The sequence below is a fragment of the Streptomyces sp. NPDC090994 genome (assembly GCF_044768905.1).
Taxonomy (GTDB): domain Bacteria; phylum Actinomycetota; class Actinomycetes; order Streptomycetales; family Streptomycetaceae; genus Streptomyces.
In genome coordinates this window covers 157,265-173,115 of sequence record NZ_JBIVWS010000010.1, presented here as the reverse complement: position 1 = coordinate 173,115, position 15,851 = coordinate 157,265, and the positions used below count along the sequence as shown (strand labels likewise).

General features: G+C 71.8%; 11 protein-coding genes and 3 tRNA genes. 8 read left to right on the top strand and 6 right to left on the bottom strand.

Annotated elements, in window-relative coordinates:
* The first annotated feature begins 394 nt into the window (after positions 1-394).
* Positions 395-1,735: a diacylglycerol/lipid kinase family protein gene (locus ACIQR3_RS21970; RefSeq protein ID WP_403541350.1), complete on the top strand. Its 1,341-nt coding sequence runs from the start codon at positions 395-397 to the stop codon at positions 1,733-1,735.
* 55 nt (positions 1,736-1,790) lie between these two features.
* On the opposite strand, the gene ACIQR3_RS21965 is transcribed toward ACIQR3_RS21970, so the two are convergent.
* Together ACIQR3_RS21965 and ACIQR3_RS21960 are read right to left on the bottom strand one after the other, a co-directional pair.
* Positions 1,791-3,386, bottom strand: coding sequence for a cation acetate symporter (locus ACIQR3_RS21965; protein ID WP_403541348.1), 1,596 nt, complete (start codon positions 3,384-3,386; stop codon positions 1,791-1,793).
* On the bottom strand, positions 3,383-3,775 hold the full coding sequence (locus ACIQR3_RS21960) for a DUF485 domain-containing protein (RefSeq protein ID WP_403541345.1): 393 nt from the start codon (positions 3,773-3,775) through the stop codon (positions 3,383-3,385). The genes ACIQR3_RS21965 and ACIQR3_RS21960 overlap by 4 nt, the downstream gene beginning before the upstream one ends.
* Before the next feature lie 551 nt (positions 3,776-4,326).
* Here ACIQR3_RS21960 and ACIQR3_RS21955 point away from each other — a divergent pair.
* The 3 genes from ACIQR3_RS21955 to ACIQR3_RS21945 are packed head-to-tail and all read left to right on the top strand — an operon-like array spanning position 4,327 to position 8,003.
* On the top strand, positions 4,327-6,900 hold the full coding sequence (locus ACIQR3_RS21955) for a nitrate- and nitrite sensing domain-containing protein (protein WP_403541343.1): 2,574 nt from the start codon (positions 4,327-4,329) through the stop codon (positions 6,898-6,900).
* Positions 6,897-7,331, top strand: coding sequence for a roadblock/LC7 domain-containing protein (locus tag ACIQR3_RS21950; RefSeq protein WP_403541341.1), 435 nt, complete (start codon positions 6,897-6,899; stop codon positions 7,329-7,331). Before ACIQR3_RS21955 ends, ACIQR3_RS21950 begins: the two co-directional genes overlap by 4 nt.
* A gap of 15 nt (positions 7,332-7,346) precedes the next feature.
* A complete protein-coding gene (locus ACIQR3_RS21945; protein ID WP_403541338.1) occupies positions 7,347-8,003 on the top strand; it encodes a DUF742 domain-containing protein in 657 nt (218 codons plus the stop codon).
* Between the two features lie 89 nt (positions 8,004-8,092).
* Here the strand turns inward: ACIQR3_RS21945 and ACIQR3_RS21940 are convergent.
* The 3 genes from ACIQR3_RS21940 to ACIQR3_RS21930 form a co-directional block, all read right to left on the bottom strand.
* Positions 8,093-8,166 (bottom strand) — tRNA-Ile (locus ACIQR3_RS21940).
* A gap of 199 nt (positions 8,167-8,365) precedes the next feature.
* Positions 8,366-8,438, bottom strand: a tRNA-Asn gene (locus tag ACIQR3_RS21935).
* 6 nt (positions 8,439-8,444) lie between these two features.
* Positions 8,445-8,517 (bottom strand) — tRNA-Asn (locus ACIQR3_RS21930).
* A gap of 147 nt (positions 8,518-8,664) precedes the next feature.
* On the opposite strand from ACIQR3_RS21930, the gene ACIQR3_RS21925 reads away from it, so the two are divergent.
* The 4 genes from ACIQR3_RS21925 to ACIQR3_RS21910 all read left to right on the top strand — a co-directional run bounded on the left by ACIQR3_RS21925 (position 8,665) and on the right by ACIQR3_RS21910 (position 14,253).
* Entirely contained in the window at positions 8,665-8,970 is a 306-nt protein-coding gene (locus ACIQR3_RS21925; RefSeq protein WP_403541335.1) for a YtxH domain-containing protein, read from the top strand.
* Between the two features lie 50 nt (positions 8,971-9,020).
* Complete coding sequence (locus tag ACIQR3_RS21920; protein ID WP_403541333.1) at positions 9,021-10,475, top strand: FGGY-family carbohydrate kinase; 1,455 nt, start codon at positions 9,021-9,023, stop codon at positions 10,473-10,475.
* A 116-nt stretch (positions 10,476-10,591) separates the two neighbouring features.
* Entirely contained in the window at positions 10,592-12,325 is a 1,734-nt protein-coding gene (locus tag ACIQR3_RS21915) for an ABC transporter ATP-binding protein (RefSeq protein WP_403541330.1), read from the top strand.
* Positions 12,325-14,253 (top strand): ABC transporter ATP-binding protein, encoded by a 1,929-nt coding sequence (locus ACIQR3_RS21910; RefSeq protein WP_403541327.1) that lies wholly within the window; start codon positions 12,325-12,327, stop codon positions 14,251-14,253. Before ACIQR3_RS21915 ends, ACIQR3_RS21910 begins: the two co-directional genes overlap by 1 nt.
* Here ACIQR3_RS21910 and ACIQR3_RS21905 read toward each other — a convergent pair.
* Positions 14,250-15,578 (bottom strand): SGNH/GDSL hydrolase family protein, encoded by a 1,329-nt coding sequence (locus tag ACIQR3_RS21905; RefSeq protein ID WP_403541324.1) that lies wholly within the window; start codon positions 15,576-15,578, stop codon positions 14,250-14,252. The two genes, ACIQR3_RS21910 and ACIQR3_RS21905, sit on opposite strands and share 4 nt — an antisense overlap.
* Positions 15,579-15,851: the final 273 nt, after the last annotated feature.

The following is a 15,851-nucleotide window of genomic DNA, read 5'->3' as shown; positions in this document are numbered from 1 at the left end:
ACGACCAGGACGGCCCGACGGGCGCCCGCACCGGCGCCGACACCCGCCCTGACGCCCGTACCGCGCTGCCGCACCCGTGCCCGCACCACGCAGCCCGCGCCCTCGTGCCCGCAGCCTCGTGCCCGCAGCCCGCGCCCTCGTGCCCGCAGCCTCGTGCCCGCAGCCCGCGCCCCCGTGCCCGCACCACCCAGCCCACACCACGCTGCCCGCTCCCCCAGCCCAAGCGGCCGGACGGCACCGGGCCCCCGCCCTCGCCCACGCGGCCGGACGGCACCGGGCGCCCCACGGCCGGCGCTCGTGCGTGCCCGCCCGGAGGCCGTAGGCTGCCCTGCGGCTCCCGGCCGCAGCCCGGAGCCTCGGTGCGGTGCGGTGCGGTGGGGTGGGGAGCGCGCAGGTGAGCAAGGTCGTTCCGTCGGGCGGGGCCCGGGACCGGGCACGGGCCCGGTCGTCGGCCCGTCACGCGCTGCTCGCGGCCGCGGCGGCGGTCGTCGTCGTCCTGCTGTCGCTCGGCGACGGCGGTTCCCTGGTCATCCTGGGCGCACTGGCCGGGCTGGCGGTGTGCGCGGTCGGCGCGTGGTGGTTCCTGGCCCACCGGGGGGCGCTGCGGGTGCTCGGCGCGGTGCTGGCCCTGGCGGCCCCGGTGGCCGTACTCGTCCTCTTCCTGAGCGGCGGCATGTGGTTCACGGCACTGGCCGCCGTCCTGCTGTGGGCCCTGGCCCTGACCCGCGCCCGCGCCGCCCTGCGCGCGGAGCACCGGCCGGACCCGGCGCCGGCGGCGGTCCGGCCGCACCCCCCGCACCGCCGGGCGGTCCTCATCATGAACCCGGCCTCGGGCGGCGGAAAGGTCGAGCGGTTCGGCCTCGTCGAGCGCGCCGAGGCCCTCGGCGCCCGGGTCGTCCTGCTCACCCCGGGCACCCGCACGGACGTCGCGGAACTGGCCCGGAACGCCGTCGCCGAGGGCGCCGACCTGCTCGGCGTCGCCGGCGGGGACGGCACCCAGGCGCTGGTCGCCGCGGTCGCCGCCGAGCACGACCTGCCGTTCCTGGTGATATCCGCCGGCACCCGCAACCACCTCGCCATGGACCTCGGCCTGGACCGCGACGACCCGTCCCGCTGCCTGGACGCCCTCACCGACGGCGTGGAGTTCCGGGTGGACCTGGGCGACGTGGCGGGCCGGGCGTTCGTCAACACGGTGTCGTTCGGGGTGTACGCGGAGATCGTGCAGCGCCCCGAGTACCGCGACGCCAAGGCCGGTACGGCCCTGGACGCGCTGCCCGACCTGCTGGCGGGCGGTGCCGGTGAACGCCTCGACGCCCGGGCCGACGACCGCCCGGTCGACGGACAGCAGGCGCTGCTGGTCAGCAACAACCCCTACGCCACGGCCGACCCCCTCGACGTGGGGCGCAGGCCCCGCCTGGACCGGGGCGAACTCGGCGTGCTGGGCATCCGCGTGGACGGCGCCGCCCAGGCGGCCGACCTCGCCGTACGCGGCACGCTCTCCCCGGCGCTGACCGTCCTCACCTCCCGCCGGGTCGAGGTCACCGCCACCGACACCGCCGAGAGCATCCCGGTGGCCGTAGACGGCGAGGCCCTGACCCTGCCCACCCCGGTGGTGTGCACCGTCCGCCCCCGCGCCCTGCGCGTCCTGGTCCCCCGCGACCGCCCGGGCGCCGAGCCGCCGCCCCCGCCCCTGGACTGGCGCCGCATCACGGCCCTCGCCCTCGGCCGCCCCTGACCACCGCGGCACGCGGCCCCGCGGCCACCGTGCCCGCCGCTTAGGCCGCGACCGGCTACAGCCGGGCGCCGATTCCGGTCAGCGCCCGGACCTCCATCTCCGCGTGCTTGTCCGGGTCGGCGGGGCGCCGGCTGAGGACGGTGCCGAGATATCCGCACAGGAACGAGAGCGGAATCGACACGATGCCGGGATTGGTCAGCGGGAACCAGTGGAAGTCGACGCTCTCGAAGATCGACGTGGGGGTGCCCGAGACGGCCGGCGAGAAGACGATGAGCACGAGGCAGGAGACGAGACCGCCGTAGATGCTCCACAGCGTCCCCGAGGTGTTGAACCGTTTCCAGTACAGCGTGTACAGCATCGTGGGCAGGTTGGCGGAGGCCGCCAGGGCCAGGGCCAGCGACACGAGGAAGGCGACGTTCTGGCCGTCGGCGACGATGCCGCCGGCGATGGCCAGGAAACCGACCACGACCGCCGTCAGCCGGGCCACCCGGATCTCGGACCGGGGATCGGCCTTGCCGCGCCGGATCACGTTGGCGTAGACGTCGTGGGCGAACGAGGCAGAGGCGGCCAGCGTCAGACCGGCCACGACCGCCAGGATCGTCGCGAAGGCCACCGCCGAGACGATTCCCAGGAGCACGACCCCGCCGATGCGGAAGGCGAGCAGCGGCGCCGCGGAGTTCTCCCCGCCCGGGGCGTGGACGATCGCGTCCGTGCCGACCAGGGCGGTGGCGCCGTAACCGACGACCAGGATGCCCAGGTAGAACGTGAACATCGACCAGGTGCACCACACCACCGACCTGCGCGCCTCCTTGGCGTTCGGCACGGTGTAGAGGCGCATCAGCACGTGCGGCAGGCTGGAGATACCGAGGACCAGGGCGAGGGCCAGCGAGACGAACTCGATTCTGCTCGTCCCGTTCTGGCCGTACAGGCTGCCCGGTTCGAGCAGCCGCTCGCCCAACGGACTGTTCTCCGTCGCCTGTTGCAGCAGCGCGGAGAAGCTGAATCCGAATTTGCCGATGAGGAACACGGCGATGAAGGTCACGCACACCAGCAGCAGGCCGGCTTTGATGATCTGCACCCAGGTCGTGCCCTTCATCCCGCCCACCAGCACGTAGAGGAGCATGACGATCCCCGCGCCGCTGATGAGCAGCGCCCGTCCGCCCCTGGTGTGCACGTCCAGCAGCAGGGCGATCAGCCCGCCGGCGCCGGCCATCTGGGCGAGCATGTAGAAGAACGTGATCACCAGGCTGGCGTTGGCCGCCGCGGCCCGCACCGGGCGCTGCCGCATGCGGAAGGCCATCACGTCGCCCACGGTGAACCGTCCGGTGTTGCGCAGCCCCTCACCGATGAGCAGGAGGGCGACCAGCCAGGCGACGAGCCATCCCACGGAGTAGAGGAACCCGTCGTAACCATGGACGGCGATCGCCCCGGTGATTCCCAGGAAGGATGCCGCGGAGAGGAAGTCGCCGGACATCGCGATGCCGTTCTGCGCGCCGGTGAAGGCGCTGCCCGCGGCGTAGTAGTCGGACGCCGTCTGGTTTCTGGTGGTGACCTTGTAGACGACGAACAGGGTGATGACGACGAATACCAGGAACACGCTCAGATTGAGCAGAGGACTGCCGGTGGCCTCGGCGGCGAGCTGCCGTTTCATTCCTTGTCGACTCCCGCCAGTTCGTGAATCCTGTCCACTTCCGGGTCGAGTTTCTTCCGGGCGTAACGCCGGTACGCCAGGACGATCAGGATCGTGGACACGAACTGCAGCAGACCGATGACGGTACCCATGTTGATCTCGCCCGAGACCTTGCGGCTCATGAAGTCACCGGCGTAGGCGGAAAGCAGCGCGAACGTCATGTACCAGCAGAGGAAAAGAGCACTCATCGGGAAGACGAACAGCCGCAGCCGTCTGCGGAGCCGGACGAACTCCTCGCTCTGCTGGATCGCCGGGTAACCGGGCCCGCCGTCGTGCCGGGAATCGCCGAGGTCCCGTCCGGCAGGCCGCTCGGACACGTCGAAGGCGGGCGCCCCTGCCGGTCTGGTCACGTTCCTCTTTCTGTGGATGCGGGCAGGAGGGCGCACGACACCCCTGCGGTGAGCGGTGGGAAGGAGCCGAACCGTAGCCCACGACCATTCAAAGCCGCCAGCGGTCGCGAACTGAAGGCGGCTTGATCTTATTTTTGCCCAGCATTCACCGAACCCGCACGATGCCATCGGCCCGCCCCCCGAATGTGGAGAACATGTGCGTGACGGCTCGGTCCGCCGGTACCCGGGGCGGGGAGCCGCATTGTTACCGTCCGCCCGACTGCCCTAAACTCGCGCGGAGTTCAGCACTTGACAGGTCGGCACACGGCGTGCGGGGATCGTTTCGCATCCGAGAACGGGGAGACGGGACAATGGATTTCCTTGGGCGTACCGGGGACATACGCCCACGCCCGGGTTCGCACACCATGGGATGACCGCGAAGAAGTCGCCCGTCCCTCCGGCACCACCCTGTGCTGCCGGGCGTCCCCGTCATGCTCAGGTGAAAAGCCGGGAGAAAAAAGCATCGTGACCGATACCTGCGAGCCGGCCGTGCCGAGTGCGGAGCCCCTGTCGTGACCGCGGCCAGGCACGCGGCCACCCGTCCGGTACGGCCGTCGCGGTGGGCCGCCCTCGTGCAGTGGCGGAACTGGCCGCTGCTGGTGAAGCTGGCGGCGGTGCTGCTCGTACCCGCCCTGTTCGCCGTCGGTCTGGGCGTCGTCCAGATCCACGACGACGTCACCCGCGCCAACTCCTACGCGGACATGCGACGCCTGGCCACCCTGCGCGGTGACCTGCGGACCCTGCTGAACACCCTGCAGATGGAACGCACGATGTCCGTCCAGCGGCTGAGCACCGACGACACCGCCGACGGCCACTCCGCGGGCGCCCACGCCGGTCTGCCCCGGCAGCGGCACAGCGTCGACCGCGCCCTGGCCGCCGTCACCGGCACCGGGAAGCGGGGCGCCCTCCTCACGGGCGTCGCGGCGCACCGTTACCGGGACGCCGCCGGCCTCCTGGACCGCCTGCCCGCCCTGCGCTCGCGGGTGGCGTCCGGCGACATCGGTGCCTGGGCCGCGCTCGACGGCTACGGCGCGATCATCAAGGGAGTGCTCGATCTGGACCAGGCGCTCGCCGGCGAGTTCGCCACCCCGGAACTCACCAGGTCGGCGACGGCGTTGTACGACCTGGAGGCCGTCGAGGAGCAGATCCACGTACAGCACGCGATTCTGCTCCAAGCCCCCGGCCGGGACCGTCCGATGACCCCGCGACTCGTCGAGGCGCTGCGAGCGGCCGACGTACGCCTGCGGGACAAACTCGGTGACTTCCGGGCCCTGGCCACCCCCGCGGAGCTGAGCGCATACCGGCACACGGTCACCGGCGCCGCCGTCACCCGGCGCGCGCAGGTGGTGAGCGACGTACTGGCCGAGTCCCCCGCGTCGGGCGCCGAGCGGAACGCCACCACGTGGCTGCCCGTGCCGGTCGACCGCTGGAACAGCGACTCGGAGGCCGCCGGAGCGCTCGTCGACGAGGTGTCGGACGGCTTCCTCGACAGGCTGCGCACCTCGTCGGCCGCACTGCACGACCGTACGAGCGACAGCGCGGGCGTCGCGTCCGTCGTCCTCTTCGCCGTACTCCTGCTCGCCCTGGCCATCGGTCTGGGGATCGGCCGGCATCTGCTGCGGTCGCTGGCCGTCCTGCGCTCGACGGCACTCGACGTGGCGGAACACCGGTTGCCCGCCGCGGTCGAGAGCATGCGCGAGGGGCGGACGGCGGACGCCGTGGCCGACGTCGTGCCAGTGCACACCACGGAGGAGTTCGGTCAGCTCGCCAGGGCCTTCGACACGGTGCACTCCCAGGCCGTACGCCTGGCGGCGGAACAGGCCGCGCTCCGCGGCGACCTCAGGAACTCCCTGGTCAACCTCTCCCGGCGCAGCCAGAGCCTGGTGGACCGGCTGCTGCTGATGATGGAACAGCTGGAACGGCACGAGGAGGACCCGGAGCAGCTGGCCAGCCTCTTCGCGCTCGATCACCTGGCGACGCGGATGCGGCGCAACAACGAGAACATGATGGTCCTGTGCGGCAGCGCCCTGGTGCGCTCCTCCCAGGGCGCCGCGCTGGACGCCGTGCTGAGGAGTGCCGTCTCCGAGATCGAGCAGTACCAGCGCGTACTCGTTCAGCCCGGACCTTCCGTCGAGGTGGTCGGGTACGCGGCCGGTGACCTGGGGCGGCTCGTCGCCGAGCTGCTCGACAACGCCACCGCGTTCTCCCCGCCGCACACCCAGGTGCTCGTCGGCGGCGCCCGGCAGCCCGACGGTGCGCTGCTGATCGAGATCCTGGACGGGGGCATCGGGATGAGCGAGAGCGACCTGGCCAGGGCCAACCGGCGCGTGGCGACGGACGCCGGCACGGACGCCCCCGCCTCCCGGCAGCTGGGACTGTCCGTGGTCGGCCGTCTGGCCGGCCGGCACGGCATCGCCGTCAGCCTGAGCCCGCGGCCGGGAGCCAGGGGGCTGCGGGCCCGCGTCCTGGTACCGGCCAGGCTGGTCACGGCGCACGTACAGGCACAGCCGCAGGCGCCGTTCCGCACGGGCCGGCCGGGCACCGGGGCCGGACACCCCGCTGCCCCGCCGCCGACGCTGCCGACCCGGACGCGCGGCGGCCGGCCGGACGGCGCCGCCCCGGCGACGTACCCCCCGCGGAAACCGTTCGGCACCGCCACGACCACCGCCGGCACACCACGGCGCGTCCCGCCCGACCGGGACGCGCCGCACAAGACCGCCGGCCCGCCGTGGTTCGCCCTCGCCGCATCGGCGACGGCGGCCCGCGACACCGACGGCAGCACGGACGCGCCGGCGCCGCGCGCCGCGGCGGAGAGGCCCGCGCTCGCCGTCCGGCGCCCGGCCGGGGGCGGTGCGCGGGAACCCGGCCGGACGGCCGACAGCACCCAGGCCGGGTTGCCCAGGCGGGTTCCGCGTACGCCGCCCGCTCCGGCCCGGACCGAGCGGGCGGCCCCCGCGGACGGGACGGCCTCGAGCCGGAACGCCAGCCGCGCCCACAGCTTCCTCAGCAGCTACCAGTCGGGCATCCGTCGGGCACAGCCCGACCAGACGCACAATCCATCGGCGACGGGCAGGAAGAACCCATGACATCACCCCATTCCTCGGAGGTGAGCCAGTTCGGATGGCTGGTCACCAACTTCACGGAGCGCGTCCCCAACGTGGCGCACGCCGTCGTGATCTCGGCCGACGGCCTGCTGCTCACCGCGTCCGACCAACTGGCGCCCGAGCGTGCCGAACAGCTGTCCACCATCGCGGCGGGCGCCATCAGCCTGATCCAGGCCGCCGCTCACTGCATGGACACCGGCAGCGCGCTGCGCACGGTGATCCAGATGGAGCATGGCAACATGCTGATGATGTCCATCCGGGACGGCTCCTGCCTGGTCGCCCTGGCGGCTCCGGACTGCGAGATCGGCCAGATAGCCTACGAGATGGCCGTCCTCGTCGATCAGGTCGGCGAGCTGCTGACTCCGGAACTCCGCACCGAGCTGCAGCAGTTCCAGCAGACTGCTGCCCGATAGCCGGACGGGGAGAAGATGAGCACCGGTGGAGGCCCGTCCGGCCCTGGAAGAGATCGGGAAGCGGAGGACGAACAGACCTTCGCCGACGTGCTCAACGCGTTCAGTCTCGGCACCGGGCGGCGCAGGCGGAAGACCTCCGGCCGGCGTGACACGCCGCCGGACAGGGCGCGCGACGACAGCGGCGAAGCCCCGCCGCCGCCCGCCCCCGAACCGTACGGGCCGGTGTCCCGGACGGACCACCAGCCGTCCGTCCGGGACACCGGGGACGTCTGGGACGTCTGGGACGCCGGGGACGTCTGGGACGCCGAGGACGCCGGGGACGGGGAGCCCGGGGCGCCGGCCTCGTTCGTCCGCGCCTACGCGTGGACGGGCGGCCGGACCAGGTCGCACCACCACTTCGAGGTCGAGACCCTGGTCACCACCGCCGATCCGGCCGGTGCCCCCGGCGCCGCCACGCAGTGGGACCACGCGGTGCTCGACCTGTGCCGGGAACCGCGGTCGGTCGCCGAGGTGGCGGCGCTCGTCGCGGTACCGCTGGGGGTGGCCAAGGTCCTCCTCGGCGACCTGGCGGACCGCGGGCTGATCGTCGTCCACGAGGCGGCCACCGACTTCGGCGACGTCCCGACCCACGCGCTGATGGAACGGGTGCTGATCGGACTGCGCCGGCTCTGACGTCCGTCCCGACCCGGCGGGACGTCGGGGCGATCACCCCCGGAAACACGTCTCCCCAGGTCAGAACGATTCTGCCTGGGGACGCGCGGTGGGGCGGGTGGGACTCGAACCCACGGCCGGCGGATTATGAGTCCGCTGCTCTAACCGGCTGAGCTACCGCCCCATAGCGGCGTGTCGCGTACACGTGTGCGCGCCGTCTGCCGCAGCATAGCCGCTCATACGATCTCCTGCTCCGGGTGGTCGGCTTCCCGCTGCGGCGTTCTGACCTTGAGGACTCCGGGGCGGCCCGCGCGGTTCCCGGACGCGGCCGGAGACTGCGGGCGGACATGAAAAAGGACCCCGAAGGGTCCTCGTTCACCATGCTCTCCCGACTGGACTCGAACCAGTAACCTGCCGGTTAACAGCCGGCTGCTCTGCCAATTGAGCTACGGAAGATCGAAGCTCCCCGGACTGGACTCGAACCAGTAACCTGCCGGTTAACAGCCGGCTGCTCTGCCAATTGAGCTACCGAGGATCGCCTCGTCGCATCGAACGTTGCTCCCTGGGTATCCGCCAGGGGGCGCGCGTTCGCTGCGACACATACATTAGCGCAAGCAGGGGGGTGCTCCGCCAATCGGTCCTCCCCGGCATCGCAGACAGAGGCAAAGGAAGGGTGGCCGTCATGCGTTACCGGCTCACGTTCGTCGTCGGACTCGCCGTGGGGTACGTACTGGGCACGAAGGCGGGGCGGGAGCGTTACGAGCAGTTGAAGAAGGCCGCTCGGCAGGTCTCCCAGAACCCGGCGGTGCGCAACACCGCGGAGTCGGCCGCGCTCCAGGGCCGCCAGTTCGCGGACAAGGCGTACCACGTGGTCAGCGACAAGGTCGGGGACCGGATGCCGGACTCGGTGGCCCAGCGGGTGAAGTCCCTGCGGGAGCGGAGCGCGAACGGCTCGGCCGGTGACGACTGGGGCACCAGCAACACCTGAGGGGCCCCACCCGGCACGCCCACCCCGTGCGGTACGGCAGAATTTCGGTCATGGGGATAGTCGCCGGGTTGGACAGTTCACCCGATTTCACTCGTATCGTCGTCTGTGACTCGGACACGGGGGCCGTACTCAGGCAGGGGTACGCGCCGCATCCGGTGGACGGTCCCGAGGGTGGGGGCCGTCCTTCCGACGTCGACCCGCAGGCGTGGCTGCTGTCCCTGGGCGAGGCGGCCGGCGGCGGGCTGCTGGAGGGCGTGCAGGCGATCGGCGTGTCGGCGCAGGCCAACGCGGTCGTGCCGCTGGACGCGCAGGGCAACACCGTGCGGCCCGCGATGGTCGGCGGCGACAAGCGGGCGCAGGTGGCCGGGGCCGACCTGGTCGACGCGCTCGGCGGCCGGGAGGCCTGGGCGCAGGCCGTGGGGAGTGTGCCGCAGGCCGCGCAGCCGGTGACCAAGCTGCGCTGGCTGGCCCGCAGCGAACCGGAGAACGCCGCGCGGACCGCCGTACTGCTCCAGTCCCACGACTGGCTGGTGTGGCAGTTGCTGGGGCGGCCGGTCCGGAGGACGACGGACCGGGGCGGGGCGTCCGGGACCGGGTACTGGTCGGCGGCGAGCGGGGGGTACCGGCCGGATCTCGTCGAGCTGGCGCTCGGGCACCACGCGATGCTGCCGGAGGTGATCGGTCCGGCCGACGCGGCGGGTACGACGCCGGAGGGGCTGCTGATCTCCGCCGGGACCGGCGAGACCCAGGCCGCCGCCTTCGGGCTCGGTATCGGGCTGGGGGACGCCGTCGTCTCGCTGGGCGCGTCCGGGTCCGTGATGGCCGTGCACTCCGAGCCGCTCGTCGACCAGTCCGGGATGATCACCGCGCTCGCCGACGCGACCGGCATGCACCTGCCGGTCGTCACCACCCTGAACGCCGTACGGACCCTGCGCGGGGCCGCCGAGCTGCTCGGGCTGCCGGATCTGGAGAGCCTGTCCGAGCTGGCGATGAAGTCGACGCCGGGGGCGCACGGGCTGGTGCTGCTGCCCTACCTGGAGGGTGAGCGGACGCCGCACCTGCCGCACACGGCGGGGACCCTGGCGGGGCTGAGGCGGGAGTCGATGCGGCCGGAGCACCTGGCGCGGGCCGCGTTCGAGGGGATGCTGTGCGGGCTCGCCGACGCGCTGGACGTGCTGCGCGGCCGGGGGGTCGAGGTGCGGCGGATCTTCCTGCTGGGGCCGGCCGCCGAGCTGCCGGCCGTGCAGGCGGCGGCGCCCGCGCTGTTCGGCGTGCAGGTGGTCGTACCGCAGCCCGCGGACTACGCGGCGATCGGGGCGGCGCGGCAGGCGGCCTGGGCGCTGGGCGTGTCGCAGGGCACGCTGGACCCGCGCACTCCCCCGGCCTGGCAGGGGGCGGTCGCGCAGGTGCTGGACCCCGGCGAGGAACTGGCGGTGGGTCAGGCGGTACGGCAGCAGTACGTGTCCGTACGGGAGCAGACGCACCCCGGCGCGTTCCGCGTCTGAGCCGTCGCCCGAGGGGGCCTGTTGGGTTAATCGGTTGAGGTAACGCGGGTCGGGTGTTCGACGATAGGGGCCAAGGGCAACCACTCGCCCCCACCGCCGACTCCGAGAGACCGAGCGTGCTCATACGACTGCTGCGGACCTGTCTCAGGCCCTACAAGAAACCCATCGCCTGGCTGGTGGCACTGCAGTTCCTGCAGACCTGCGCCACCCTCTACCTGCCGACCCTGAACGCCGACATCATCGACCAGGGTGTCGTCAACGGCGACACCGGCTACATCCTGAGCTACGGCGCCCTGATGATCCTCATCTCGCTGGTGCAGGTCGTCTGCAACATCGGTGCCGTGTACTACGGCGCGCGGACCGCCGCGGCGCTCGGGCGGGACGTGCGCGGTGCCGTCTTCGACCGGGTGCAGTCCTTCTCCGCCCGGGAGGTCGCCCACTTCGGCGCGCCGTCGCTGATCACCCGGACCACCAACGACGTGCAGCAGGTCCAGATGCTGGCCCTGATGACGTTCACGCTGATGGTGTCGGCGCCCATCATGTGCGTGGGCGGCGTGGTGCTGGCGCTCGGCCTGGACGTGCCGCTGTCCGGGGTGCTGGTCGCGGTGGTGCCCGTGCTGGGCGTCTGCGTGACGCTGATCGTACGGCGGCTGCGGCCGCTGTTCCGGGCCATGCAGGTGCGTCTGGACACCGTGAACCGGGTGCTGCGGGAGCAGATCACCGGCAACCGGGTCATCCGCGCCTTCGTGCGGGACGCGTACGAGGAGAAGCGGTTCCGCAAGGCCAACGGCGAGCTGACCGAGGTGGCGGTCGGCGCCGGCAATCTGCTCGCGCTGATGTTCCCGGTGGTCATGACCACGGTGAACCTGTCGTCGATCGCGGTGGTCTGGTTCGGGGCGCACCGGATCGACAGCGGCGGGATGCAGATCGGCGACCTGACCGCGTTCCTCGCCTATCTGATGCAGATCGTGATGTCCGTGATGATGGCCACCTTCATGTTCATGATGGTGCCGCGCGCGGAGGTGTGCGCCGAGCGGATCATGGAGGTGCTGGAGACCGAGAGCAGTGTGGTGCCGCCGCTCGCGCCGGTCACCGAGCTGCGACGGCACGGACTGCTGGAGATCCGGGGGGCGGGCTTCCGCTATCCGGGTGCCGAGGAGCCGGTGCTGAGGAACGTCGAGCTGGTCGCCCGGCCGGGCGAGACGACCGCCGTCATCGGCTCGACCGGCAGCGGCAAGTCCACCCTGCTCGGGCTGGTCCCCCGGCTGTTCGACGCCACCGAGGGGGAGGTGCTGGTGGACGGGACGGACGTACGGACCCTCGACCAGAAGGTGCTAGCCAGGACGGTCGGGCTGGTGCCGCAGAAGCCGTACCTGTTCGCGGGCACCGTCGCGACCAACCTGCGGTACGGCAATCCGGACGCCACCGACGAGGAGCTGTGGCACGCGCTGGAGGTCGCGCAGGCGAAGCCGTTCGTGGAGCGGCTGGAGGGCGGGCTCGACGCGCCCATCGCGCAGGGCGGCACGAACGTGTCGGGCGGGCAGCGGCAGCGGCTCGCCATCGCCCGGACGCTCGTGCAGCGGCCGGAGATCTACCTCTTCGACGACTCCTTCTCCGCGCTCGACTACGCCACCGACGCCGCCCTGCGTGCCGCGCTCGCCCGGGAGACGTCCGAGGCGACCGTCGTCATCGTCGCGCAGCGGGTCTCGACGATCCGGGACGCCGACCGGATCGTCGTCCTCGACGAGGGCCGGGTCGTCGGCACCGGACGGCACCACGAGCTGATGGCGGACAACGACACCTACCGGGAGATCGTGCTCTCCCAGCTCACGGAAGCGGAGGCTGCCTGATGGCCGGGCCGGCGGGGCGGATGATGGCCGGGGGCGGACCCGACCAGCACTCCATGGACTTCAAGGGGTCGGGCAAACGGCTGGTCGGGCAGTTCCGGCCGGAGCGGCTGACGATCGGTGTGCTGCTGCTGTGCGTGGTGGTCAGCGTCGGGCTCAATGTGATCGGGCCGAAGATCCTCGGCAACGCCACCGACCTGGTCTTCGCCGGGATCATCGGGCGGGAGATGCCGTCCGGGGCCGGCAAGGAGCAGGTGCTGGAGTCGATGCGGGAGCGCGGTGACGGCCAGGTCGCCGACATGCTGCGGTCCACCGACTTCACGCCGGGCGAGGGCATCGACTTCACGGCGGTCGGGCACGTCCTGCTGCTCGCGCTCGGCACCTTCCTGGTCGCCGGGCTGCTGATGGCGGTGGCGACCCGGCTGGTCAACCGGGCGGTCAACCGGACGATGTTCCGGCTGCGCGAGGACGTGCAGACGAAACTGTCCCGGCTGCCGCTGTCCTACTTCGACCGGCGCCAGCGCGGCGAGGTGCTCTCGCGCGCCACCAACGACATCGACAACATCGGCCAGACCCTCCAGCAGTCGATGGGCCAGCTGATCAACTCGCTGCTGACCATCATCGGCGTCCTCGCGATGATGTTCTGGGTCTCCTGGATCCTGGCGCTGGTCGCGCTGGTGACCGTACCGCTGTCGTTCGTGGTGGCCACCCGCGTCGGCAAGCGGTCGCAGCCGCACTTCGTGCAGCAGTGGCGCACCACGGGCAAGCTGAACGCGCACATCGAGGAGATGTACACCGGGCACGCCCTGGTGAAGGTGTTCGGGCGGCAGGAGGAGTCGGCGGCGCGGTTCGCCGAGCAGAACGAGGCGCTGTACCAGGCCGGGTTCAAGGCGCAGTTCAACAGCGGGGTCATGCAGCCGCTGATGATGTTCGTGTCCAACCTGAACTACGTGCTGGTCGCCGTGGTCGGCGGACTGCGGGTGGCGTCGGGCTCGCTGTCCATCGGGGACGTACAGGCGTTCATCCAGTACTCCCGGCAGTTCTCGATGCCGCTGACGCAGGTCGCGTCGATGGCCAACCTGGTGCAGTCGGGCGTCGCCTCCGCCGAGCGGGTCTTCGAGCTGCTGGACGCGGAGGAGCAGTCGGCCGACCCGGTGGCGGCGGAGAAGCCGGCCGAGCTGCGCGGGCGGGTCGCGCTCGAACACGTGTCGTTCCGGTACGACCCGGAGAAGCCGCTGATCGAGGACCTGTCGCTGACGGTGGAACCGGGGCACACGGTCGCCATCGTCGGCCCGACCGGGGCCGGCAAGACGACGCTCGTCAATCTCCTCATGCGGTTCTACGAGGTGTTCGGCGGGCGGATCACCCTCGACGGCGTCGACATCGCGAAGATGTCACGGGACGAACTGCGCGCCGGGATCGGGATGGTGCTCCAGGACACCTGGCTGTTCGGCGGCACCATCGCGGAGAACATCGCGTACGGGGCCGCGCGCGAGGTGACGCGCGGGGAGATCGAGGAGGCGGCGCGGGCCGCGCACGCCGACCGGTTCGTACGGACGCTGCCCGACGGCTACGACACCGTGATCGACGACGAGGGCACGGGGGTCAGCGCCGGTGAGAAGCAGCTCATCACCATCGCGCGGGCGTTCCTGTCCGACCCGGTGATCCTGGTCCTCGACGAGGCGACGTCGTCGGTCGACACCCGTACCGAGGTGCTGATCCAGAAGGCGATGGCCAAGCTGGCGCACGGGCGGACCTCGTTCGTCATCGCTCACCGGCTCTCCACCATCCGGGACGCGGACACCATCCTCGTCATGGAGAACGGGTCGATCGTGGAGCAGGGCGCGCACGACGAGCTGCTCGCGGGCGGCGGGGCGTACGCGCGGCTCTACCAGGCGCAGTTCGCGCAGGCGGTGGCGGAGGTCGACTAGGGCACCAGCATGGGGAGGGAGACGGTGTCGGCCAGGGCCTGCTGGCCGGCGATGTTGGCGTGGACGCCGTCGCCGGTGTCGTAGGACGGGTTGATGCTGTTCGGCTTCACCGGGTCCTTGAGGACCTGGTCGAAGGCGAGGATGCCGTTGCAGGTGCCGGCGCAGTCGTTCCACCGGGTGACGAAGGTGTTGACGGTGTGCCGGGTCCGGTTGTGCTGGTCGGTGTAGCCGGGGCGCGGGGTGATCGGGGTGACGTACACCTCGATCCCCGCGTCGTGCAGGCGCTGGAACGTGGTGCGGTAGGAGGCCAGGATCTGGTCGGCGTCGCATCCGGCGGGCAGGTCGTTGGTGCCGTAGTAGTACAGGACGGCGGTGACTCCGTGCAGGGACAGGACGTCCCGTTCCAGCCGGGCTCCGGCGTCCAGGCCGCGGACGGCGTCGCCCAGGTTCGGGCAGTCGGCCGCGCTGGTGGTGCCGTTGACGCCGGCGTTGGCGACGGCGAACTGCCGGGTGGGCGGCAGTTCGGTGATGACCCTGCGGGCCAGGTCGTCCGTCCAGCGCCGGTTGGTGCCCAGCTCCGTGCAGCCCGTTCCGCAGTCGGTGGAGCCGATGCCGTCGACCACCGAGCTGCCGTAGGCGACGACGGTGCCCTTCAGGCGGGGGTTGTGGACGTCGACGGCGGTGACGAGGTAGGTGGACCCGGTGGTCCTGGTGTAGGCGGCGGCGTCGGTGTCGGCGGTGTGGTCGCCGCTGCCGGGCTCGGTGAGGTAGTTGGTGCGGAAGGCGGTGTCGTGCCGGCCCGGTACGACGGTGCCGGAGACGGACAGCGACACCGCCACGTCGCTCTGAGCGCGGGTCGCGAGCCGGGTGGGGTCGCTCCACACCTCGCCGCCCGCGGGGACGACCACGTGGCGCCGGCCCTCGAAGGTGACGGGGCGCGGGCGTCCCTGGGTCGCCGCGCTCTTGCCGTCGGTGAGCGCGGCGGTGGCGGCGTCGACGGTGAGGGGGGTCGTGCCGAAGGTGTTCTGGACGCGGATGCGCACGGCGTCACCTCCCTGGCTGAGGTGGGTGACCATGCGGACGGTCTGGTCGGTGAGGGTGGTGGGGGCGAGGTTGTGCTGGGAGCTGGACCAGGAGGTGAACCAGGCGCGGGCGGCGGAGCGTTGGGGGGTGGCGGTGTCGCCGGTGGCCTCGGCGGTCGTGCCTGAGACCGTGGTGCCTGAGACTGTGCTGCCTGAGACTGTCGTGCCCGAGGCCGTCGTGCCCGAGACCAGGGTGGCGGCCGTGGTGAGCGTGAGGGCCAGGGCCGCCGCGGTACGTCTCACCCGCGCGCTCGGTCGCAGGACTCGCTCAGGAATCAGGAACATCAGCGCCTCGCCGGGGACGACTCTGTCTTGGCTTGCGGACGATGCTTTCCTGTCCCACCCACCTCAAGAACAAACTTGCGATCGGCGCCGTCTCACTAGGGCCTGTCGTTTGGATCAGGACGCAGGACACCGGCGGGACTTCTCCATGCCGGTGAGCGGGGTCTGGTGCGTGCAGCTGCAAGGCGGAGGAGGGAGTCGACGCGATGGGGGTCCCCCCGCGCGAGCGCAGCC